The organism is Haloarchaeobius litoreus (assembly GCF_024495425.1).
GTDB classification, from domain to species: Archaea; Halobacteriota; Halobacteria; order Halobacteriales; family Natrialbaceae; genus Haloarchaeobius; species Haloarchaeobius litoreus.
In genome coordinates this window covers 687,938-708,902 of the sequence record NZ_JANHJR010000003.1, presented here as the reverse complement: position 1 = coordinate 708,902, position 20,965 = coordinate 687,938, and the positions used below count along the sequence as shown (strand labels likewise).

Annotated in this window: 21 protein-coding genes and 1 pseudogene; 10 read left to right on the top strand and 12 right to left on the bottom strand. The window is 65.4% G+C overall.

Annotation, left to right across the window (positions count from 1 at the left end; all coding sequences use genetic code 11):
- The first annotated feature begins 142 nt into the window (after positions 1-142).
- The gene (locus tag NOW55_RS15935; protein WP_256401099.1) at positions 143-559 is read left to right on the top strand and encodes a methylated-DNA--[protein]-cysteine S-methyltransferase; all 417 of its coding nucleotides are present in this window, start codon (positions 143-145) and stop codon (positions 557-559) included.
- Positions 560-609: 50 nt separating this feature from the next.
- Here NOW55_RS15935 and NOW55_RS15930 read toward each other — a convergent pair whose 3' ends face one another.
- The 7 genes from NOW55_RS15930 to NOW55_RS15900 form a co-directional block, all read right to left on the bottom strand.
- Positions 610-2,505 carry a cation:proton antiporter domain-containing protein gene (locus NOW55_RS15930; protein ID WP_256401098.1) on the bottom strand — a complete coding sequence of 632 codons (1,896 nt, stop codon included), beginning with the start codon at positions 2,503-2,505 and terminating at the stop codon, positions 610-612.
- A gap of 159 nt (positions 2,506-2,664) precedes the next feature.
- Positions 2,665-5,103: an amino acid permease gene (locus NOW55_RS15925; RefSeq protein WP_256401097.1), complete on the bottom strand. Its 2,439-nt coding sequence runs from the start codon at positions 5,101-5,103 to the stop codon at positions 2,665-2,667.
- Positions 5,100-5,540: a universal stress protein gene (locus NOW55_RS15920; RefSeq protein WP_368407779.1), complete on the bottom strand. Its 441-nt coding sequence runs from the start codon at positions 5,538-5,540 to the stop codon at positions 5,100-5,102. Before NOW55_RS15920 ends, NOW55_RS15925 begins: the two co-directional genes overlap by 4 nt.
- 266 nt (positions 5,541-5,806) lie before the next feature.
- Entirely contained in the window at positions 5,807-6,556 is a 750-nt protein-coding gene (locus NOW55_RS15915) for an Lrp/AsnC family transcriptional regulator (protein WP_256401096.1), read from the bottom strand.
- A 39-nt stretch (positions 6,557-6,595) separates the two neighbouring features.
- Positions 6,596-6,814, bottom strand: coding sequence for a hypothetical protein (locus NOW55_RS15910; protein WP_256401095.1), 219 nt, complete (start codon positions 6,812-6,814; stop codon positions 6,596-6,598).
- A complete protein-coding gene (locus NOW55_RS15905) occupies positions 6,811-8,370 on the bottom strand; it encodes a TrkH family potassium uptake protein (RefSeq protein WP_256401436.1) in 1,560 nt (519 codons plus the stop codon). The genes NOW55_RS15910 and NOW55_RS15905 overlap by 4 nt, the downstream gene beginning before the upstream one ends.
- A gap of 61 nt (positions 8,371-8,431) precedes the next feature.
- Positions 8,432-9,115: a potassium channel family protein gene (locus tag NOW55_RS15900; RefSeq protein ID WP_256401094.1), complete on the bottom strand. Its 684-nt coding sequence runs from the start codon at positions 9,113-9,115 to the stop codon at positions 8,432-8,434.
- Between the two features lie 255 nt (positions 9,116-9,370).
- On the opposite strand from NOW55_RS15900, the gene NOW55_RS15895 reads away from it, so the two are divergent.
- The 6 genes from NOW55_RS15895 (at position 9,371) to arsN2 (ending at position 13,228) form a co-directional block, all read left to right on the top strand.
- Positions 9,371-10,237: a universal stress protein gene (locus tag NOW55_RS15895; RefSeq protein ID WP_256401093.1), complete on the top strand. Its 867-nt coding sequence runs from the start codon at positions 9,371-9,373 to the stop codon at positions 10,235-10,237.
- A gap of 228 nt (positions 10,238-10,465) precedes the next feature.
- Positions 10,466-10,882 carry a methylated-DNA--[protein]-cysteine S-methyltransferase gene (locus NOW55_RS15890; RefSeq protein ID WP_256401092.1) on the top strand — a complete coding sequence of 139 codons (417 nt, stop codon included), beginning with the start codon at positions 10,466-10,468 and terminating at the stop codon, positions 10,880-10,882.
- A 139-nt stretch (positions 10,883-11,021) separates the two neighbouring features.
- Complete coding sequence (locus NOW55_RS15885) at positions 11,022-11,402, top strand: ArsR/SmtB family transcription factor (protein WP_256401091.1); 381 nt, start codon at positions 11,022-11,024, stop codon at positions 11,400-11,402.
- The gene (locus NOW55_RS15880) at positions 11,395-12,249 is read left to right on the top strand and encodes an arsenite methyltransferase (protein WP_256401090.1); all 855 of its coding nucleotides are present in this window, start codon (positions 11,395-11,397) and stop codon (positions 12,247-12,249) included. Before NOW55_RS15885 ends, NOW55_RS15880 begins: the two co-directional genes overlap by 8 nt.
- Before the next feature lie 82 nt (positions 12,250-12,331).
- Positions 12,332-12,625, top strand: coding sequence for a hypothetical protein (locus NOW55_RS15875; protein WP_256401089.1), 294 nt, complete (start codon positions 12,332-12,334; stop codon positions 12,623-12,625).
- 81 nt (positions 12,626-12,706) lie between these two features.
- Positions 12,707-13,228: an arsenic resistance N-acetyltransferase ArsN2 gene (gene arsN2 / locus NOW55_RS15870; RefSeq protein WP_256401088.1), complete on the top strand. Its 522-nt coding sequence runs from the start codon at positions 12,707-12,709 to the stop codon at positions 13,226-13,228.
- Between the two features lie 374 nt (positions 13,229-13,602).
- Here arsN2 and NOW55_RS15865 read toward each other — a convergent pair whose 3' ends face one another.
- Positions 13,603-13,845: a hypothetical protein gene (locus NOW55_RS15865; protein WP_256401087.1), complete on the bottom strand. Its 243-nt coding sequence runs from the start codon at positions 13,843-13,845 to the stop codon at positions 13,603-13,605.
- A 234-nt stretch (positions 13,846-14,079) separates the two neighbouring features.
- Between NOW55_RS15865 and NOW55_RS20955 the strand changes: the two are divergent.
- A pseudogene (locus NOW55_RS20955) lies at positions 14,080-14,283 on the top strand (DUF7344 domain-containing protein); the annotation flags it as partial.
- A 135-nt stretch (positions 14,284-14,418) separates the two neighbouring features.
- Here the strand turns inward: NOW55_RS20955 and NOW55_RS15860 are convergent.
- Positions 14,419-15,228, bottom strand: coding sequence for a TrmB family transcriptional regulator (locus NOW55_RS15860; RefSeq protein ID WP_256401086.1), 810 nt, complete (start codon positions 15,226-15,228; stop codon positions 14,419-14,421).
- A gap of 400 nt (positions 15,229-15,628) precedes the next feature.
- On the opposite strand from NOW55_RS15860, the gene NOW55_RS15855 reads away from it, so the two are divergent.
- Entirely contained in the window at positions 15,629-16,432 is an 804-nt protein-coding gene (locus NOW55_RS15855) for a TrmB family transcriptional regulator (RefSeq protein ID WP_256401085.1), read from the top strand.
- A 91-nt stretch (positions 16,433-16,523) separates the two neighbouring features.
- On the opposite strand, the gene ddfA is transcribed toward NOW55_RS15855, so the two are convergent.
- Positions 16,524-16,814, bottom strand: a complete 291-nt coding sequence (ddfA, locus tag NOW55_RS15850; protein WP_256401084.1) for a DdfA family disk-determining factor — start codon at positions 16,812-16,814, stop codon at positions 16,524-16,526.
- Positions 16,815-17,163: 349 nt separating this feature from the next.
- Between ddfA and NOW55_RS15845 the strand changes: the two genes are divergently transcribed.
- Complete coding sequence (locus NOW55_RS15845; RefSeq protein WP_256401083.1) at positions 17,164-17,967, top strand: HpcH/HpaI aldolase family protein; 804 nt, start codon at positions 17,164-17,166, stop codon at positions 17,965-17,967.
- Between the two features lie 869 nt (positions 17,968-18,836).
- Here NOW55_RS15845 and NOW55_RS15840 read toward each other — a convergent pair.
- Together NOW55_RS15840 and NOW55_RS15835 are read right to left on the bottom strand one after the other, a co-directional pair.
- The gene (locus NOW55_RS15840) at positions 18,837-19,973 is read right to left on the bottom strand and encodes a Gfo/Idh/MocA family protein (protein WP_256401082.1); all 1,137 of its coding nucleotides are present in this window, start codon (positions 19,971-19,973) and stop codon (positions 18,837-18,839) included.
- Positions 19,974-19,977: 4 nt separating this feature from the next.
- A complete protein-coding gene (locus NOW55_RS15835) occupies positions 19,978-20,946 on the bottom strand; it encodes a sugar phosphate isomerase/epimerase family protein (protein WP_256401081.1) in 969 nt (322 codons plus the stop codon).
- Positions 20,947-20,965: the final 19 nt, after the last annotated feature.

The window sequence follows — 20,965 nt, the reverse complement described above, 5'->3', positions numbered from 1 at the left end:
CCACCGAGGAGGAGCGGACGGTCGAACCGCTCCAGTCCGTGGGGATGCTGGTCGCGGTGGTGGGTCATCCGCCGCGCATCAGTTCCGGTCCGTGCCGGGCGGTTATGTACGCCAGCGACGTATCGAGGGCCACAGCACACGCATGCACGTCTCCATCCTCGGAAGCACCGTCGAGATAGACGAGACCGCCATCGCCGAACCGGCCGACGCCGTCCGCGAGCAGGTCCGCGAGTACGAGCGGGGCGAGCGCGAGTCGTTCGACCTGACGGTCGCAACGCCCGAGACCATGACCGGCGACGTGATGGCCGCGATGACCGACATCCCCTACGGCGAGACGCGCACGTACGGCGAGCTCGCCGCCGACCTCGACACCGCGCCCGTCGCGGTCGGGCAGGCGTGCGGGCGGAACCCCGTCCCCATCGTCGTCCCCTGCCACCGCGTCGTGGGGAGCGACGGCGGCCTCCGTGGTTACTCGGGCGGCGACGGCGTCGAAACCAAGCGTCAACTCCTCGAGTTCGAGCAGGGGACGACGCAGACACGGTTCTCGACCGAGCCGTAGGTACCGACCCGGCTCTCGCGGTCGTGCCGCCGCGCGTCGAACTGCCGCCGTCAGGATAGATTCGAGGAGTTGCAGTACTCGAGCGCCTCCCGAACGGCCTCCTTTCGTCCGATGAACGTCAGGTGGTCGCCGTGTGTCACGATATCGTCCGCGTGCGGCAGTCGATTGTTCTCGTCTCTCGTGATGAGCGCGAGGTGACAGTCCTCGGGGAGCGCTGCCTGCAGCTCCGAGACCGACATCCCGACGATCCGGTCCGTCGTCACCTCGACCTCCTGGACGTCGCCTTCCCGGTCCAGTTCGGTCATCCAGCGGGCGATGCCGGGCCGCTCGATGACGTTGTCCATCGACCACGCGATGGACATCCCGCTCGAGATCGCTTCGATGTCGAGGTTCTCGAACGCCTCCACGTTGTCGGGGCTGTTGACGCGTGCGACGACGGTGTCGACGTCGAACCTGTTCTTGGCGAGCTGGCCGATGAGCAGGTTGCCTTCGTCGTTCGCCGTCGCTGCCGCGATCACCTTGGCGTTGTCAGCGCCCGCCTTCTCGAGCACCTCCCGCTGTGTTCCGTCTCCATGGCGGACGGAGAACCCATCGCGCCGGAGTCGTTCGACTGCCTCCTCGTCGGTGTCGAGTATCAGGACCTCCTCTCCCCGGTCCTCGAGTCGTTCCGCGAGGGCGCGACCCACACGACCGCCGCCGACGATGATCGCTCGCATCGGAATCACGTTCAGTCTCTGTGCGATATGACGAGCCAGTCCGCCTTCAAACACCACGGTCGCGAAGATCACCAGGAACACCGCCCCGACGAGCGTGGTCGCGGCTTCGGGGTTCTGTGGTCGGAGCTCGAGTGCGAACAGCGTCGCGACGCTCGCGGGAATGATGCCGCGTGGGCCGATCGCACTCAGGTAGAGACGCTCCTCGACGGTGAACCGGTCACCGACCGTACAGAGCAACACGAGTGCGGGCCGGACGACCCCCGCGATGGCGACGACGGCGACGACCCCGCCGAGGCCGAGGGCGAGGAAGTCGTCGAGCGTCAGCAACGACGCCAGCGAGATGAACACGAACGTGAGGACGATGAGCGTGATGTCGCCTTTGAACTGCTCGATCTGTTCTCGATACGGGAGCGGGACGTTCCCGAGGACGAACCCGCCTGCGGCGACGGCTGCGATTCCGGACTCGGAGCCGAGCTCGCCCGCGATACCGACCTCCGTGGCGACGATCTCGGCGAGCCCGTACATCCCTATCGCCGCGATGAGGACGATGAGGCGAGCGTTCTGTGGTGCGTTCTCGACCGAGAGGCTCACGTGGTTGAGGAGGTACCAGACGACGGCAGCGACGGCACAGCCGACGAGGATACCGAGGCCGAGCCGCACCGTGAACTTCTGGACGAGCGTCGGGAGGCCGCTCGACCCGAGGAGCACGTACTCGAACATCACGAGCGCGAGGATGGCGGCGGTCACGTCGTTGACGACTCCTTCGGTCTCCAGCGTGGTCGCGACCCGTTCACGGACCGGAACGACGTCCATGATCGGCGTTATCACGGTGGGGCCGGTCGCGACCAGGAGCGCCCCGACCAGGAGCGCCACGTCCCACGACGTGCTGAGTGCGAACCGAACGATCACCGCCGTCCCGACCAGTGAGAGCAGCGCCCCGAGCGTGACCAGTCGGAGCGTCTCGGTCGGTGCCTCCCGCAGCCGGTTCACGTGCAGATGGAACGCCCCCTCGAAGACGATGATCGCCACGCTCAGGCCGACGATGGCCGGCAGTGCGTCGCCGAAGATGTCGGGGTCGACCAGCCCCAGTCCCTCGGGCCCGACGAGTACCCCGGAGACGATGAGAAAGAGGACACTCGGGACCTGCAGACGGTCCGCGAGCACCTGGGCCGCGACCCCGATACCCATGATGGTGATGACGATCCGGATGATGTCGATGGCCACACTCATGTTCGACCACGACTGGACATCGTTCGGGAACGAGGGGCGTTCATTGGGCGTCGATGTCGGGAACTGACGGCGGTCGAGGTGAAAATTCTTCGTGCCGGGGAAGTCGACGGACGGCTGCCACCCACGGTGGGCCGTCTCGACGGGGAGCTCCGCCCCGCGTCAGTCGGCCAGTCGCTCGACGATGGCGTCGCGCACCGACCGCGGAGCCTCCTCCGCGCCACGGGCCATGACGACCCGGCCGTCGAACTGCTCGCCGATCGCTTCCGGGATCGACCCGAACAGCGCCTGCGAGACAGCACCGGTCCGGGTCGCCCCGACACAGACCGTGTCGTAGGGCTCGATGGCCTCCAGGATGGCGTCCCGGACGTCGTCCTCCGTGACGACCACGTCGGTCACGCACTCGTCGGCCGAGAGCGCGGAGCCCGCGAGGATGTCCTCGATGATAGCCGTCCCCTCCGCTTCGGGGTCGTCGCCTTCCTCGCCCGCACTCTGGACGTTCAGGAGGCTGACCGCTGTGCTTCCCGGTGGGCTCGCCTGGACGTACTCTGCGGCACGCTGTGCGGCGACGGGTGCGTGCGGTCCCGTGCCGGCCAGGACGACGATCTCCTCGGGAGTCCCGTCACCGCTCGCGGTCGCATCCCAGGAGTCGCCCGCCGGCTCGTCGCGACGGCCACTGGCGAGCTTCAGGAGCGTCGTCTCACAGGGGGCGTGCTCGACGATGGGGTCGATGTTCGACCCGAGGATGTGCTCGCGCGTGCTCCGGGACCCGGTCCAGCCGAGGACGACCTGGTCAGCGTTCTCCTCGTCGAGGACGTCGAGGATGGCGTCGCTCGCGCTCCGGGCGACGATGGCGCGGGTCCGGAGTCCGACCTCGAGGTCGGCGGCGATGTCGCGCGCCGTATCGAGCAGCTCCTGCTGCTGGGCGACCCGCTCCTCCTCGAACTGGACGTCCTGTGCCAGCGAGGTCTGTTGTGGGACCTCGATGACGTTCACTGCGATGATCTCCGCGTTCTCGTCCTCGTGAGCGTGGGCGCTCGCCGCCGCCCAGCGCAGGAGGTCGCGCTCGGTGGCCGGGTTCGACAACGGCGCGACGACGCGATAGCGGTCCGCCCCGTCCGACGCAGCAGCCTCCGACGGCGCGATGGCCTCGCCGACGAGGCTCTGACTCGGGGCGCGCTCTTTCGCGTAGACAAAATACCACACGATTCCGACGACGACGATGAGGGTCCCGATCAGCCCGACCAGCGTCGGCGTGACCGGGAGGCTCACTCCGAGGTCGAAGAGCCCCTCGTACGCGAGCGGGAGCGGCTCCCACCGGATCGACATCTGGAAGAGCACGACCAGACAGGCGGCACCACCGACGATGGGCGTGATGGGATAGAGGACACTCGGGATGCGGAACGACGGCTCGTAGGCGTCCGGGTCGGCGCGTCGGAGCACGACGACGCCGACGTGGACGAGCGCGTAGGTGACGAGGTACATGAAGCTCGCCACCTCCGCCAGCGTGTCGATGCCGACGCCGACCGCGATCAACAGCAGCGTGATGATGCCGGTTCCGGTGATCGCCCGATACGGCGTGCGGAACTGGCTGTGGACCTCGTTGAGCCAGTTGGTCAGGATCCGATCGCGGCCCATCGCGAAGTTGACCCGGGCCGCGGAGAGGATGCTCGCGTTCGCACTCGAAACCGTCGCCAGAACCGCACCGACGATCATGAGGAGTGCGCCGAAACTGCCGAGCGCACCCGGCGTCACGCTCACGAACGGGACGGCCGACGCGAACGGGCCGAACGCCTCGCGAGCGACGTCGGCGACGGGGACCTGAGAGTCCTGAAGCGCGGACGGCGTGAGCGTCCCCGTCGAGACGTACATCACACCCACGTACATCAGCGTCGGCGTGACCACGGCGGCGATCATCGCCAGCGGGAGGTTCCGGCTCGGGTTCTTGATCTCCTCTGCGCTGGTCGCTATCACCTCGAACCCGATGAACGTGACGTACACCGTGCCGATGGTCGCCGCGACGCTGGGCCAGCCCTGCGGGTTGAACTCGCCGATGGTCGGATCACTGAGGAAGCCGAGTCCCAGGAACGCGACGATGAGCCCGACGAGCGTGAGCACGATGACGTTCTGGAGCGCGCCGGTCTCCTTCACGCCGTAGTAGTTGACCCCGGTCAGGAACGCCGCCATCACCAGTGCTGCGACGGTGATCCCGAGGTCGCCCCAGCCGGCGAGGAGGCCGATGTAGTCGCCGAGTCCGGGGAGGAGGTACTGCCCGAACCCGATCATGTAGAACGCGGAGGCGAACGTCAGCCCCGCCCACATCCCGAGCCCGACGATGCTCCCGAAGAACGGACCGAGGGCCCGGTTGACGTAGTAGTAGCTGCCGCCGGCTTTCGGCATCCCGGTCGCCAGCTCCGAGAGCGACAGGGCAGCCAGCAACGAGATGATGCCACCGAGGAAGAAGGAGACCATGCTCGCCGGGCCAGCCTGTTCGGCGGCGATGCTCGGGAGCACGAAGATACCCGCCCCGATCATCGTCCCGAGCCCGATGGTGTACGCCTCGAGGAAGCCGAGGTCGCGTGCGAGCTCCTGATCGGTCATGCTTCGTCGGGAAGGACGATTACGGGGCGGTCGCTGTGCTCCACCAGGCCGAGTGCGACGTCACCCGTGAGCAGTTTGACCCACCGGCTACTCCCTCGGGGGGTGAACACGATGGCGCTCGCGTCGAGTTCGTCGCCGGCGTCGATGATGCTCTCGGCGACATCGGTCCCGTAGATGATCTCACGGTGGAGTTCGACGAGCGCGTCGTCCGCTTCCTCCCACGCAGCATCGAATATCTCTGCTGCGTATTCCTCCCGTTGTTCGACCGACGCTTTGTCCGGTGCCCCACCGGCCTTCTCGATGACGTGGACGAGGGTCGCCGTGCCGCCGGCGGCCGCGAGATACGGCAGGGCCGCCCGAATTGAGGCCCTCGCATCGTCCTCCGAGGCGACTGGTACCAATACGTTCGTGAAGAGTTCCTCCCCCATCTCAGCCACCACCTGTTTCCAGTGGAAGCGCCCTCGATAGTACGCCTTGGTCCTCCTGTTCGTGCCCCCGTGGGTCGTCCATATCGGGGCTGTTGTACTCATCGTGTATAAGATGTTTGTATGGGTTCCTACACGACTTCCAAATCCGCACTATCTGTGGCCGTATTGTTCGCAATCCTCATTCAGGGGGCGGATTGTTCGCGGATAGAGAACACGCTCCCCCGGTTGGGTGGGCCGCAACCTCACGACCTGGGGCTTCGCGGAGCGGTGTTCCGTCAGGCTTCTTGCGGAGCGAACACCGATTCGATCCGGTCGCTCTGGCCGTTGTGGACGAAGATGGTGATGAGATCGCCCGGCTCGAGCCGTGTTTCACCGTGTGGCGTGAGGACCTCACCGTCGCGTTCGAGCGCGACGACGAGCAGGCCCTCCTCGAGGAGCCCATCTGAGTTCGCCTCTCGAAGCGTGGTCCCCGTGATCGGGGCCCCCTCGCGCACCGTGAGTTCGACGACCTCGGCGTCCCCGGCGAGGCTCATGAAATCGGTGATCGACGGTGAGTGCCGCGTCTCGACCGGCCCGTACGGCTGGAACGGCCGGAAGTGTTCGCGCTTGATGATGTCCTGGTCCTCGATCTCCACGCCCAGTTCGAGGATCGCATCCCCGATACGTGTGAGGTCCCGGGTGTCGCTGCCGACGGCCTTGATCTCCAGGTCGGCCTTCCCGGTCATGATCTCACGGATGTTCACGACACCTGGAATCTGGAGGATCTGCTTCGCGAGCTTCGCCCGGTCAGCTGCCGCACTCGTACACTTGAAGCGGTTCGTGAGCATCCCCTCTGCCAGTTCGTAGTCGATATCGGCGTGATATCCTCTGATGATTCCCCGCTCCTCTAGCTGGTTGATCCGGTTGCGGATCGTCCCCGCGGACACGTTCACCTCCTCCGCGATGTCCGGCGCAGAGGTGTCTCGTGCCTCGAGAGCCAGATGATAGAGGATTCGCTTGTCGATCTCATCCAGCCGATAGTCCATATCGTACTCGTTGGGAGCGTGCTGCCAAACCATTTCTGATTAGCTTTCCTGCCCGCGGTTACTGAGCCACTTGTACGGGAGGTAGCTGGAGAACACCAGCAGGTACAGGACGGCGAGCCCGACCGAAACCGGTGACCGCCCGGCGAGGGCGAGTATCCCGATGACCAGCGGGCCACTGAGGAGGAGGCCATCGAACACGGGGTCGTCGGGTCCGGATTCGAGGACGTAGTGGACGACCGGAACGTCGTCGAGTTTCATCGGTAGAGCCCTCCGCGGGTGAACAACGCCCTGAGCAGCACGAGCACGGGGATGATCTCCAGCCGACCGATCCACATGTTGAACAGGAAGAAGAGCTTCCCGACGGCCGGCATCCCCGGACCGGTGATGCCGGACGAGAGACCGACGTTCCCCTGGGCGCTTGCGACCTCGAAGACGACGTTCTCCAGCGTGTACTGGCTCTCGGGCAGCACCAGCAGGAGCACGAACGTCGTCAGAGCGAGGAACACGAACCAGAGGACGGCGATGATGGCTGCCTCACCCAGTTCGCGGTTCGCCTCCTCTTCGGTGAGCCGCCTGTCGTCGATCTCGAGCCGCCGAACCGCCGTATCGGGGACGAACACGTCCGTGATCCGGTGGCGAATCCCCTTCACGAGCGTCGCGAGTCGGATGAGTTTGATGCCACCGACGGTCGAGCCAGCGGCCGCCCCGACGACCATTCCGAACGTGACGGTCAACTGTGCCTGGGCCGGCCACTTCCCGAGGGCGACGTTCGTCGAGTCGACCGCGGTCTGGAACCCCGTACAGGACATCGCGGAGACGAACTGGAACAGCCCGTACCGCACGGCGTCGAACCAGGAGTCGTAGGTCCCGCTCGTGTACACCATCGCCGAGAGGAGCACCGAGCCGCCCCCGAAGAAGCCGAACACCCACCGCGTCTGGAGGTCGGTGTAGAGGTTCTTCAGGTCGCCCTGCAGTATCAGATAGTGGATGGGGAAGGCGATACTGCCGAGGATCATCACGGGAATCAGCGCGAAGTCGATCACGGCGCTGTCGTACGTCGCGATGGAGTTGTCCGTGATGGAGAACCCACCGGTGGCGAGGCCGGTCATCGCGTGGTTGATCGCGCCCCACAGCGGCATCCCGGCCAGCCAGAGGACGAGTATCGAGACGAACGTGAACAGCAGGAAGATCCACCAGATGGTCCGGACCGTCGAGACGATGCTCGGGTGGATCTTCTCCGACCGGGCCTCGCTCTCGTAGAGGGTGAGCGAGCCGCTCCCCGGTCGGGCGAGGATCGCGGTCGTCAGGACGATGACGCCGACACCACCGATCCATTCGATGAAGGTTCGCCACCACTGCAGTGTCCGTGGGAGTGCCGACTCGTCGTCGGTCATCGTCAGTCCGGTCCCGGTGAACCCGCTCATCGACTCGAACACCGCGTTGAGCGGGTCTCTGAACGCGCCGACCGTCGACGCGGCGCGGCCGCTCAGTGTCGGCGGATCCAGAAACATCGGGTCGAGAGCGATCGTCCATGCGATCAGGAAGAACGGCAGCGAGCCGAACAGCGCGACGGAGAACCATCCCGCCGCTGCGACCATCATGCCGTGGAGCTTCCCCGGATCCGACGCGTCTCGAAAAACGTGGGTGAGGAGTCGACCGCTCGCGAGCGGGACGAGTGCCGCAACCGTGAGTGCGGGTAGCACGTAGTACTCGCCCCAGACCAGCGAGACGGGGATCGAGGTCAGTACCAGTCCGGCGAGCGCCTGGAGCATACGGCCGATATCACGGCCAACTGGCGCGTACGACCCGTTCATGTATCTGGAACAGAGCGTCGTGTCGTCCGTCTCCCTCGATATCGCCGAGCCCCGATCCACATCACGTCCGGTCCTCGTGGTGGCCGAAGATGTCGGTGATCTCCGGATCGGCCCCGACACCCGAGTACACCGTGAGGAGGTCACCAGCCTCGATCCGGGTGTTCCCCCGTGGAGTGAGTGGGTGACCTTCGCCGTTCCGCTCGATCGCCACGACGAGCATCTCGTCGTCGAGCAGCCCCGAGCTGGCGGCCTCGTTCAGCGTCTTCCCCGCGATGGGGGCCTCCGGCGTCACCGCAATCTCGAACACCTCCGCCTCCTCACCGATCCGCATGAAGTCGACGATCGCTGGCCGGGCGACCGCACGGTACAGGTACTCCGCGATGAGCTGCTGTGGGTTCTGCATCGTGTTCACGCCGATCTGGCGGAACAGGCCCATGTGCTCGGGGTTGTGGACGACGGAGAGGATGGCGGGAATGTCGAACTCTTTGGCGAGGAGACACACCATGATGTTCGTCGCGTCCTGGTCGGTCGTCGAGATGATCGCGTCGGCCTGCTCCCCGCCCGCGTCGCTGATCGTCGCCTTCGTGGTCGCGTCGGCGTTGAGGACGAGGCAGTCGTTCTGGCCCGCGACGCGGTCGGCTTTGTCGGGGTCGCGCTCGATGACGACGACCTCGTTCCCCGACCGGGTCGCGATATCGATCAGTGGTGTTCCGATATCTCCTGCGCCGACGATGATGATGTACATGGCTGGGCTACACCTGCAGCGGGAGCGTTCTGCGGGGGGTTGGTCGTCGGCCGAACGAATCCGGGACAGGCGGGTCGACCGTGCCGGTCGAACGAACGCTGCAGTGCATCTGTCTGTCTCGGTGTGCATCCCGGAGTGACTTAACCTATATGTTTCCAACCCGCCCCTTCTGACGAATGCGAAATATACCGGCCATATCTTGCGCACCTAGAAACAGAGGTAGTACTAAATGCTCGAAGCGGAAATAGGTGGGAAATGAGTGACTCGCCAGACGAGCAGGACCGTCCGTCGATCGGTGGTTCGAAGGGCGCGTCGAAGGCGCGGACGCTGTACCCGATCTTTCAGCGGGAGTCCGACACCGTTCTCGGTATCGCGGGGGCGATTGCGGCGTCCCTGGACACCCAGCTCCTGATCGGTGAGGTCGAGACCGGGACCGACACTGCGTCGTACGAAACGACTCGTGACGTGGCGGAGACGGTCCTTCGTGCGCGGGAACACGTCGCGATAGACGCTGATGTGCTCGGCCATAGCCTCACGGGACCGACCCCCATCGAAGCAATCGATACGGCGGCGACGATGTTCCACGTCAACATCATCGTCCTGGGGAACGACACATCCGAGCAGTTGGAAGGCCTGATAGCCAAGCGTACAGGCTGTGATACGGTCGTCGTCAACGGGCGTTTTCAACGTGAATCGGTCGCCTCGATACTCGTTCCAATCGCTGGTGGCCCGCACTCCGGTGCCGCTGTGAACGTTGCCAGTGCGGTCGCTGCAGCCAACGATGCGCGGCTCGAACTCGTTCACATCCTCGAAACGACCGACTCCGGAGCGGGTCGAGAGGAAGCAGCGGAGCTTCTCGAAACGGGAGCAGCACGGGTTCCTGAGTCGATCGACGTGGATACCCGGATCATCGATGAAGACGATGTCACGTCGGAGATCATCGACGAATCCGATCATCACGATCTGACAGTTATCGGGGCACCACGGAAGGGAACGTTACGGCGGCTGATATTCGGGTCGAAAGCGGCCGAGATCCGTGAGCAGGCACGGAACACGGTCGTGATGGCTCGGAAGGGGTCCGACCCGGAGCGCAGCCTGTTCGCGGGGCCGCTCGACCGGTAGGCATCGCCACCAGGCGTCGGCCCCTCGACTTCGAGCGGGGGACGACGCGGACGCGGCTCTCGACGGACGAACTCGTCGGTGGTTCCTCACGCTCTGTCCCTCCGCCGCTCCGGACGCGGTTTCGAACCGGCGACTCACCCGACCTCCGCCCGGGTCCAGTTCCGCCCCGTGGCGTGCGGCTAAGTACTCGAACGACGTACGACAGCCAACGACGAACCCCACCAGCCCATGCACGTCTCCATCTTCGGAAGCACCGTCGAGATCGACGAGAGCCACATCGAGGAACCACCCGCGGTCGTCCGCGAGCAGGTGCGCGAGTACGTACGAGGCACCCGCCGGACGTTCGACCTGACGGTCACCAGGCCCGAGGGCGTGACCGGCGACGTGATGGCCACGATGACCGACATCCCCTACGGCGAGACGCGCACGTACGGCGAGCTCGCTGCGACGCTCGACACCGCCCCCGTCGCCGTCGGCCAGGCGTGTGGGCGGAACCCCGTGCCGATAGTCGTCCCCTGCCACCGCGTCGTGGGGAGCGACGGCGGGCTCAGGGGCTACTCCGGCGGGGACGGCGTCGCCACCAAGCGTCGGCTGCTGGAGTTCGAGCAGGGAACGACGCAGACGCGGCTCTCGACGGAGTCGTAGGCACGCCCCCGGGTACGTCTCCCCCCGTTCGAACCCTGCGATTCTCGGCGCTGTACAACGCTCTACGGTACGTTCTGTGGCGAGCAGCGCGCGACCCCAACCATTATATTAGTAGACTCTAATATTAGCATGTGCTAAAATGAGCGGACCGACGACGAACGACCGACCAACCGACGCACAGAGCCAGCAGGAGACGGGCTGCTGTTCGGGCAGCCACGCCCACTCCCTGGCGGAGTCGGCGGTCGCCACCGACGTCGAGCTCCTCGCGACGCTCGGGAACGACACCCGCTACGAGGCGCTCCGGGTCATCGCCGAGGCAGCCGACGACGTCTGTGTCTGTGAGATAGAACCCGCACTCGGCGTGAGCCAGGGCGCGGTCAGCCAGGCGCTCTCCCGGCTGTTCAGCGCCGGCCTCGTCGAGCGCCGAAAGGAGGGCCGGTGGCGGTACTACTCGCCGACGCCGCGGGCGGAACGACTGCTCGCCGCACTCGACGACACGAGGTCTCCCGACCATGACTGAGAGCCAATCCACGACCGACGCGGACGACGAACGCCTCGACGCGGAAACACAGCGGACCGCCGTGCGGGAACGCTACGGACGCATCGCCGAGGAATCCGACTCGTGCTGTGACGAGACCGCGTCCTGCTGCGACGGGACGGCCGCCGGCACCGACTCCCGGTCCGAGGCCTCGACGCAGCGCGGCTACTCGGCCGACGACCTCGACGCCGTCGCCGGCGACGCGAACTTGAACCTCGGCTGTGGCAACCCCACCGCCATCGCCAGCCTCGCCGCGGGCGACACCGTGCTCGACCTCGGCTCCGGCGGCGGGTTCGACTGCTTCCTGGCGGCCCGCGAGGTCGGCCCCGACGGCCACGTCATCGGCGTCGACATGACGCCCGAGATGGTCGAGAAGGCACGCGGCAACGTCGCGGCGAACGACGCGGACAACGTCGAGTTCCGACTCGGCGAGATCGAACACCTCCCGGTCGCCGACGAGTCCGTCGACGTGATCCTCTCGAACTGCGTCGTCAACCTCTCCCCGGACAAGTCCCGGGTGTTCCGGGAGGCGTACCGCGTCCTCCGCCCGGGTGGTCGCGTCGCAATCTCCGACGTCGTCCTGACGGCCGACCTCCCGACCGACCTGCGGGCCGACCCGGAGTCGGTCGCGGGCTGTGTCGCCGGCGCGGCGTCGATCCCGGCGCTGGAGTCGATGCTGACCGACGCCGGCTTCGTCGACGTCGCCATCGAGCCGAAGTCCGACAGCGACGAGTTCATCCGCGAGTGGGACGACGCGCTCGACCTCAGCGAGTACATCGTCGCCGCGACCGTCGAGGCCGAACGACCGGGCCCGGAGGTGACCTCGTAGCACGTGGCCGCCGCCCCGCCGCTGCGACGCAGGCGGAACGACAGTCCCGGCCTCCAGCCACCCTCACCACGAGACCATCCCGATGTCCAGACCACCACTCGACCCACGAACCCGCCAGTTCGCCGACCGACCCACGTGGCGACGCATCGCCGCGAGCTACCTGCTGCTCACCGCGATTCCAGTCGCGCTGTTGGCCGTCAGCAACCCGTTCGTCGCCGCGGCGATGCTCGTCGGCGTCGCCGCCCTCGTCACGGCGGGGCGACACACGTACAGACTCGCACAGTGCATCCAGAACTGCCGGCGCCTCACGTTCGACCTGTTCGGCAGCGCCGAGATAACGGTGCGACAGCTCCCCGCAGATGACGTCTGCTGTTGAGCATCGCGTCGGGGCATCCGCCCCGTCCCGTCCTCGCATCGCTGCCGAACCGAGCGCCTCACGGACGACCGGCCCGAGGACATGAGCGACCTCAGCCTGCGACGAGCGGACGAGTCCGAGTACTCCCGCGTCGAGTCCCTGCTGGCGGCGAACGACCTCCCGAACGAGGACGTGCGCGACGGTGCCGCTGAGTTCTTCCTCGCCTCCACCGACGACGAGTGTGTGGGACTCGGCGGCGTCGAACGTCACGGCTCGAACGGCCTGCTCCGCTCGCTCGTCGTCGTCGAACAGTACCGCGGCCAGGGGTACGGTACGGCCCTCTGTGACGCCCTCGAAACGCACGCCCGGGAGAGCGGGGTCGAGACGCTGTACCTGCTCACGACGACCGCCGCGCCGTTCTTCCGACGCCGCGGCTACGAACGCGTCGACCGCGAGGCCGTCCCGGACCGAATCCGGGACACCGCGGAGTTCACCGAGCTCTGTCCGGCGTCCGCGACCTGCATGACGAAGGATATCGCCGAACAGGGCGAGACGGGAGCCGAGCGAGCCGAGCGAGCCGGGGGGACGGATGGGCGACATCCATCGACTTCCGACGGCTCGTAACTTCTCGATGGGAGACACGACCCGGAAATTCCGGGCGTTCACGCCGGATTCCAGCCCCATCGAGGCTTTCCCGCACCAGTCAGCTAGCAGATAGTGTTACGTGGTAGCAGTAGCCAATAAGCGACAGCGATATGAGAGATGGTGAGGGCCCGGCGGCGACGGGTGGAACCGAACCGGGGAACGACGCGTCTGAAGCCGTAGGGCGATGACACCACCAGTCGCAGGTCGTCGGGGCCCCCGACCGGGGGACCGTTCGGCGAGGAACCCGCTGGCGACGCCAGTGGACGACCGGGACCGTGTTCGTCCCGTCGGCTGCCCGCGTCGACCTCGGCTGTCCGAGGCGACCGGACGTCCATCGACGGCGGCGAGGAACCTCAGTCCTCGAACTCGGCGTCGTCGTACTGTTCGTAGGTGATCGTCAGTCGTCCCGGGGTTCGACGCTTCGATGCTTCCCGAAGCGTCCGGAACGCCTGCAGGAGTTCGTCGGCGTCGTCCGTCCCCTCTCGAACGCTCCGCGATTCCTCTCGGACCGCATCGTACGCCTGCTCCAGGATGCGGAGCGCGGCGTACGAATCGGTTTTCGAGTCGATTTCGAACGACGCCTCGTGCGTGGGCATACTCGTCGTTGGTCCCCCGGTCTATTGACACCTCCGCCGCCCGGGGCGCGGTTTCGGACCGACGACTCGCTCTCCTCGGTCTTTGCTCCCCGCCGTGAGCGACTCCCGGAGCAACTGCGCTGCGATGGTGTTCCTTCGTAGCGGCTCGAGGGGATGTGTCACTCGTATACTAAAAAAAAAACTCTGCTGTGAAAACCAGTGTCCTTGATACCTCCACGTGGTCTGTAATAGACTATGACGAACCACAGTCTCGACGGCCGTCTACAGCTCGTCGCCGACCGACACCGACGTCAGGTCATCGACCACCTGCGTCGCGAGGAGAACGGTGCCACGACGTTCGACGACCTCGTCGATCAGTTGCACGGTGGTGGTTCCAGCTCCGGCGACGACCCCCCACGGGACCGGGACGCACTCGCGATCGAACTCCACCACACGCACCTGCCGAAGCTAGCAGCCCACGGCGTCGTCGAGTACGAACACAGGGGCGGAACCGTGCGCTATCAGCCCGACGAACAGGTCGAGACCGTACTCGACTCGCTCGCTGGCGATGCGCAGCTGCCGAACCGCCGACCACTACTCGAATCTCGTCGAGTCGTCGCCGCCGAGTCGCCACGTGAATATCGCCTTCAAGACCACGACCAGACTGTTCATCTCGCCCTCGCCCCAGATCGCGGTCTCCGACCGCGGATCGGTTGGTGCCGCGTCCGTGCCGTTGACGAGCGCACTCACGAGGGTCTTCCGCCCGTCGACCATCATGAGCCGTCCCGCCGGCGTGTCCGACCAGACCCACAGCGACTCGAACATCGTCGCGCCCGGAATCCTGTCCTGGATGTGCTCCTGAACGTCCGGCGACACGCCGCCGAGCTTGATCGAGACGCCGCGGTTTGCGGCCTCACTCAACCCGTCGACCAGGTCGTCGGTGAGCAGGTCCTCGACGGTCATGTAGACGATCTCGTCGTCCGCGTTGGCGAAGAACTCCAGCACCCGTTCCGTGACCGCCGACTGTCCATCGACGGTCCAGACGCCGCGCTGCTCGGCCTGGCGTTCGACCGGTTCGAGCTCGCTCAGCGCCGTCCGGAGCACCTCTGACCGGTGCTGTAGCTCGTGTTCGAACATGCGACTCGCGGTCTCTCCGGAGACCGCCCAGAACTGCTTGGGCGACGACTGGAGGATGTCGACGAGCCCCCTGTCGTGTAGTTCGTCGATCGCGTCGTACACCCGAGTACGTGGCACGTTCGACACCTGACTCACGTCTCTCGCCGTCCCCGTGCCGAGGCTGGCGAGTGCGACGAACGTCCGTGCGGCGTAAGCACTCAGCCCGAACCGTTCGAACTGCTCTATCGCGGCGGCCTGTGGGTCTTCGGTTGGGTCGCTGTCCTTCACTCTGGAGAACCTCTGTCATTCGAAACCCAGTCACGGAGTGTGACCGGGCAAGCACGCACCAGTACGGTGGTTGGGACACAGAACTGGTCTGCGTGCCAGTGGAACCGTTGGTCCCCATCGTATATTTTTGTTGTGATTATATGGGTTACTTCTGCCAGGGCCTGAATACTCACGCTCACCCTCTCGAAATACGGCCGAAAGGTGTTGTAACTGAACTCCTCACAACGGCTCTTGAACGCCCACTCTTGAACAGCCGTATATACGGCGGGGAACCCGGTCGCGCTGCCCGGATTGCCTCCCGCTCGCGGCCACCGTCATGAAGGGAGTGACAATACCTATCCGTCCTGGGAGCGAACAGTTTAGAGAATCACCGGGAACTCTCCCGGTGAGGTTGGGACACATGGATACAACTGACACTCTGGCAGATGCGGTCGAAGTGCTCCAGCAACTCGGCCTGAAGGAGTACGAGGCGCGATGTTTCGTCGGCCTGTCTCGACTCCATACGGGCACGGCGAAGCAGTTGAGTGAGACGACCGAGGTTCCCCGGACACGGGTGTACGACGCGATCCGAGTACTGGAGGCCCAGGGCCTGGTCGAGGTCCAGCACTCGAGCCCGCAGCAGTTCCGGGCGGTTCCGCTCGACGAGGCGACCGAAACCCTCCGCGACCAGTACGAGAACCGGGTCGAGCGACTCCGACGGGCACTGGAGACGGTCGACACCGTCGACGACCCCAGCGAAACCCCCGTCCAGCAGGTGTGGTCGATGTCCGGCCGCGACGCCATCGAGAACCGGGCGGACCAGCTCATCGCGACGGCGACAGACGAGGTCGTCCTCGTCCTCGGCGACGAGTCGCTCCTGACCGACGACCTCGTCGCCCGACTCAACGACGTCGACCCCGAGGTCGACCTCCTCATCGGCGCGCTGACGGAATCCCTCCAGGAACAGATCCAGACGGCCGTGCCAAACGCGACGACGTTCGTCTCCGGTCTGGAGTGGCTCCACGGCGAGGCCGACACCGAAGACGAGACGGCGATCGGCCGGCTGCTCCTGACGGACCGGTCGGCGATCCTCGTGAGTTCCATCATGCCTGACAGCGGGGACGAACAAGCAGTCTTCGGCGAAGGGTTCGGGAACGGCCTTGTCATCATCTCCCGGCGGCTCATGGCCCAGGGGTTGCTGACCGTTCGCGACCCCGGGAACTGACGCCCCTACCGGCTACAGCGCGGTGGGTGGAACTGTCGGGCTCCCCCAGATGCTCCTGTCGGTTCGCGAGAAACGGTCGTCGAACACTCCGTCACCGACGGCTCCCGTCGGAAGTCCTGCGGTCCATTGAGTCTTCGAGCGACCGGAGTGTGAGATACTCGCCGTTGTCGACCGTGATGCGTTGACCGTGGTACACGAACGAGAGACGTCCACCCGTCCGTGGCGTCCCGTCGTGTTGCGGTTCGAACAGCCTGTCTAACGCGTCTGGATCGACGATTTCAGCCAGCGGTCGGAGGGAGCAGGGATCACGGCCTTCGACCGCGCTGACCGCACGTACGACCGCCCTACTTACCGGTTCGTCTCTGTCGATCTCGTACTCCACAGCTCCCGTTCGTGCCGTAGCCGGATAACACGTGATATTTTCACCCACTTAATCAAAACAGGGGCTGGATGTGCGTGCAGGAGCCGTGTTCTGCCAGCCACGGGTGGTGGGCAGGAGTCGACCGGCTCTTCCAGCCCGCCGAGCCACGGTCGTGGGTGGCCGACGCTGTGCCATCGTCGTGGTGTCGCTCGAACCCATCCCGGGACCGTCGATTCCGTTTCGACACGCCCCGGCTGTCCGATAGTCGCCCTCCGCGCACTCTGTCAGAGCAGAGATTGCGTTGAGTGGTGAACACAGTCTCGACCACCTGTGCGGTAGAAGTTTCCGGTCTGCGCAAGAATATACAGCCATGGGCGACCCACCGATAACGAACGACCTCGCAGCCACGTTGGAGAACGGCGACGTTGCGCTCGGCGTGCTCGACAACACGTACAGTCCCACACTCGTGGAGTTCTTCGGTGAACTCGACCTGGATTTCGTCTGGATCGATCTCGAACACGGTGGGCCAGATCCGTGGGACGCGACTCCGATGGAGGACTTACTCCGCGCAGCCGACCGGACGGACCTCGAACTGCTCGTCCGCCTCCCCGACACGGACCCGACGCTAGTCCGGAAGGCCCTCGACCTCGGAGCCAGGAACGTCTTTCTGCCACGCGTGGAGACGGCGGCAGAGGTCCGTGAGGCGGTCAAATCAGCCCGGTTCCGATACGACGGCAGCCCGGGCGACCGGGGACTTGCGTCGCCCCGCGCTCGACGCTGGGGGCTCGCCGACGACTACATCGCCACCGAAGATCGGGAAACGATGATCGGTGTGACCATCGAAACCGAGGCGTCCGTCGAGAATCTCGACGAGATCTTGGCCGTCCCGGACCTGGGATTCGTCTTCATCGGCCCGCTCGACCTCTCCGTATCGCTCGGCTGTCCCGGCGAGATCGACCATCCGGATGTGCAGGAGGCCGTCGAGACCATCCGGTCGAACGCCGTCGATGCAGGTGTCCCCGTCGGTGGTCTCGGATTCGGGATGGACGATGTCAACGAGAAAGCGACGAACGGCTACCAGATGCTGAACCTCGGCAGCACGACTGGGGCGCTCCAGCAGGCCGTCACTGGCTGGTTCGACGCCTACGAGGGTGAACGACCGACGAGCGAGTGAGTGCGTGCAGACCGAGACCAGTCACGATGGACTGACCCGACCTGTCGTTCTCCACTAGTTCGGTCGCTCCTCCGGTAACTCCGCTTCTGGTGCGTTCTTCATCACACGCTGGAGTCCTTTCCAGGCGTGCCCGGCGTGAAGGCCGTGACTCCTCCTCCACGAGACCCACGATGATACGCCAGTCGAGCGACGATTCGAGACGCTCGATTCGATTCCGGAGTTCGTCGACGCCCACCAGCCCTCCACCGACGAACTCGTCGGCTGGCAACGCTGCCGGTTCGACAGCGCGTCGAGCGTCTCTCGTGGCCAGGGACCGTTCAGTCCGTGACCGACGCCGACCATCCCTGGAGAAAACCACGTCGTGCGCACTACTGCAAGAACTTAATGGAATAATTATGATTAAGCGTTACTCCAAGGTATATTACCATTAACCCGAAGCCCCCATTGGAAACTTTATTTATATAATAAAATTATGGTCTCTGATTTGTTTTCTGCTACCAACGGCTTTTCTGGTAAACCTTATTCGCTGACTATGCGACTATCACGCCAGTTTGTACAGTTATCTGTTGGTATACGCTCACCCACATCGTGGGGCAAGATGGGAACGGCTCCGACGTCAGAATATGGGCACAATATAGCTCTCGATGTCGTTAACGCCTGTTTGGAGGATACGATCCCGACCGAATCAATTCTACATGCCGATACCGCAACTACCAAAGTAACTTACTATATGGAAATCTAATGGTTCTGGGTGGTCGAGCGCATCTTCGTCGTACTTCGGTCCAATTCGGCCTCCGTCGGTCTGTCGGGTTTTCCGAGAGCTGGGACGAACGACGGGTCGCCTACAGCAAGACACGTCCGTGTCGCGCTCAGGCCGTGACCCACTCACCACTGTCGCTACTTTTCTCGATCGCGTCGAGGACGCGCTGGACGGTCAGCCCCGCCGCGAAATCGGGGGAGTGCGGGTCTCCGGACGCGGCCGCCGTGAGGAACTCGTAGTTCTCGTGGACGAACGTGTGTTCCCACCCGACGACGTGCCCGGGTGGCCACCAGTGGTCGACGTAGGGGTCGTCGGGGTCGGTGACCAGCACCGTCTGGAAGCCGCGGTCGTCACCGGTGAGGACCGCCAGCTCGTTGAGCCGCTCGAGGTCGAACCGGATGGAGCCGTCCGAGCCGTTGATCTCGATGGTGTTGCCGTTCTTGTGACCGGTGGCGAACCGGGACGCCTCGAACAGCCCCATCGCGCCGCTCTCGAACTCGGCCTGTGCCGTGTAGGCGTCGTCGACCGTGACCGGGCGTGTCTCCGTGCTGGCGTCGCCGGCGGCGTCGAGCGCGTCCCCGGTCTCCCCGGGGACTGGCCGTTCGTCGACGAACGTCTTCAGGTGGCCGGAGACGCGGTCGACCTCCTCGCCGAGCAGGAACTGTGCGAGGTCGATGGAGTGGGCACCGAGGTCGCCGAGGGCACCAGAGCCGGCGACCTCGGCGGAGTTGCGCCAGCTCCACGGCGCCGTCGGGTCGACGAGCCAGTCCTGCAGGTACTCCGCCCGGACGTGGTGGACGTCCCCGATGGCGCCGTCGTCGATGAGGCGCTTCGCGTACTGGACGGCGGGGATGAACCGGTAGTTGAACGCGACGCCGGCGGTGGCGTCGCTCTGCGCCGCGGCGTCGGCCATCCGTTCAGCCGCGTCGAGCGTGTGTGCGAGCGGTTTCTCACAGAACACGTGCGTGCCGGCTTCGAGCGCCGCGATGGACGGCTCCGGGTGGAGGTTGTTCGGCCCGAGGTTGTAGAACACGTCGACCTCGTCGACGACCTCCGTCCAGTCCGTCGCGTACCGTTCGAACCCGAACTGGTCGACGGCCTCCGCCAGCGCGTCCTCGTCACGGCCGACCAGCACGTCGCGTTCGACGTCGGGGGCGTCCGGGAAGAACATCGGGAGTCGGGCGAGCGCGTTCGCGTGGGCCTGCCCCATGAACCGGTAGCCCAGGAAGCCTGCTGAGAGCGTCATCGAATCACGCCCAGTACGCCTCGCCCGGTTGCGTCTCGAACACGGCCCGCTGGAGCACGTCGATGGCCTTCTCCAGCCCTTCCCGGCCGGAGGTCAGCGAGTCCTCGTGTTCGATGCTGAGCGCGCCCTCGTAGCCGACCATCCGGAGCGTCGAGACGACGTCCTTCCAGTGGGCCTCGTCGTGGCCGTAGCCGATGGACCGGAACAGCCACGAGCGGTTGGGTTCGTCGGTGTAGGCGTTCGTGTCGAGGTAGCCCTGCACGCGAGCGTTGTGCTCGTAGAGCCCGGTGTCCTTGGCGTGGAAGTGGTGGATGGCGTCGTGCTCGCCGAGGAACCGGATGGCCTCGGTCGCGTCGATGCCCTGCCAGTAGAGGTGCGACGGGTCGAAGTTCGCGCCGATGTACTCGTTGGTCGCCTCGCGCAGTCGGAGCATGCTCGTGGGCTCGTAGACGAGCATGTTGGGGTGCATCTCGATGCAGACGTTCACGTCGTACTCGGCGGCGTGTTCGGCGAGGTCGGTCCAGCGCGGGATGGCGACCTCCTCCCACTGGTACTCCAGTGCCTCAGCGTGTTCCGGTGGCCACGGAGCCGTGATCCAGTTCGGCACCTCGCCCGCGGGACTGCCGGCCGGCAGTCCCGAGAACGTGTTCACGTTGTCGACGCCGAGCTGGTCGGCCAGACGGACCGTCTCTCGGATCTCCGTCGCGGCGCGCTCCGCCCGGTCCTCGTCCGGGTGGAGCGGGTTGTTGTGTGTCGAGAGCGCGCTGATTCGGAGGTCGTGGTCGGCGACGAGTTCGAGCAGTTCCGCCTGGGCTGCCTCGTCGTCGAGGTACGACTCTCGCGGGAGGTGGTCCTCCCCGACGAAGCCGCCACAGCCGAGTTCGATGGCGTCCACTCCGAGGTCAGACAGGTACTCCACTGCGTCTTCGAGCGGTTCATCCCCGAGTGCTACTGTTAGGACTCCAACGTCCATACAGTCGTCCACACCATCG

Coding starts and splice junctions, on each gene's coding strand:
- NOW55_RS15935 (WP_256401099.1), top strand. CDS start 143: ATGCACGTCTCCATCCTCGGAAGCACCGTCGAGATAGACGAGACCGCC.
- NOW55_RS15930 (WP_256401098.1), bottom strand. CDS start 2,505: ATGAGTGTGGCCATCGACATCATCCGGATCGTCATCACCATCATGGGT.
- NOW55_RS15925 (WP_256401097.1), bottom strand. CDS start 5,103: ATGACCGATCAGGAGCTCGCACGCGACCTCGGCTTCCTCGAGGCGTAC.
- NOW55_RS15915 (WP_256401096.1), bottom strand. CDS start 6,556: ATGGACTATCGGCTGGATGAGATCGACAAGCGAATCCTCTATCATCTG.
- NOW55_RS15910 (WP_256401095.1), bottom strand. CDS start 6,814: ATGAAACTCGACGACGTTCCGGTCGTCCACTACGTCCTCGAATCCGGA.
- NOW55_RS15905 (WP_256401436.1), bottom strand. CDS start 8,370: ATGAACGGGTCGTACGCGCCAGTTGGCCGTGATATCGGCCGTATGCTC.
- NOW55_RS15900 (WP_256401094.1), bottom strand. CDS start 9,115: ATGTACATCATCATCGTCGGCGCAGGAGATATCGGAACACCACTGATC.
- NOW55_RS15895 (WP_256401093.1), top strand. CDS start 9,371: ATGAGTGACTCGCCAGACGAGCAGGACCGTCCGTCGATCGGTGGTTCG.
- NOW55_RS15890 (WP_256401092.1), top strand. CDS start 10,466: ATGCACGTCTCCATCTTCGGAAGCACCGTCGAGATCGACGAGAGCCAC.
- NOW55_RS15885 (WP_256401091.1), top strand. CDS start 11,022: ATGAGCGGACCGACGACGAACGACCGACCAACCGACGCACAGAGCCAG.
- NOW55_RS15880 (WP_256401090.1), top strand. CDS start 11,395: ATGACTGAGAGCCAATCCACGACCGACGCGGACGACGAACGCCTCGAC.
- NOW55_RS15875 (WP_256401089.1), top strand. CDS start 12,332: ATGTCCAGACCACCACTCGACCCACGAACCCGCCAGTTCGCCGACCGA.
- arsN2 (WP_256401088.1), top strand. CDS start 12,707: ATGAGCGACCTCAGCCTGCGACGAGCGGACGAGTCCGAGTACTCCCGC.
- NOW55_RS15865 (WP_256401087.1), bottom strand. CDS start 13,845: ATGCCCACGCACGAGGCGTCGTTCGAAATCGACTCGAAAACCGATTCG.
- NOW55_RS15855 (WP_256401085.1), top strand. CDS start 15,629: ATGGATACAACTGACACTCTGGCAGATGCGGTCGAAGTGCTCCAGCAA.
- NOW55_RS15845 (WP_256401083.1), top strand. CDS start 17,164: ATGGGCGACCCACCGATAACGAACGACCTCGCAGCCACGTTGGAGAAC.
- NOW55_RS15840 (WP_256401082.1), bottom strand. CDS start 19,973: ATGACGCTCTCAGCAGGCTTCCTGGGCTACCGGTTCATGGGGCAGGCC.
- NOW55_RS15835 (WP_256401081.1), bottom strand. CDS start 20,946: ATGGACGTTGGAGTCCTAACAGTAGCACTCGGGGATGAACCGCTCGAA.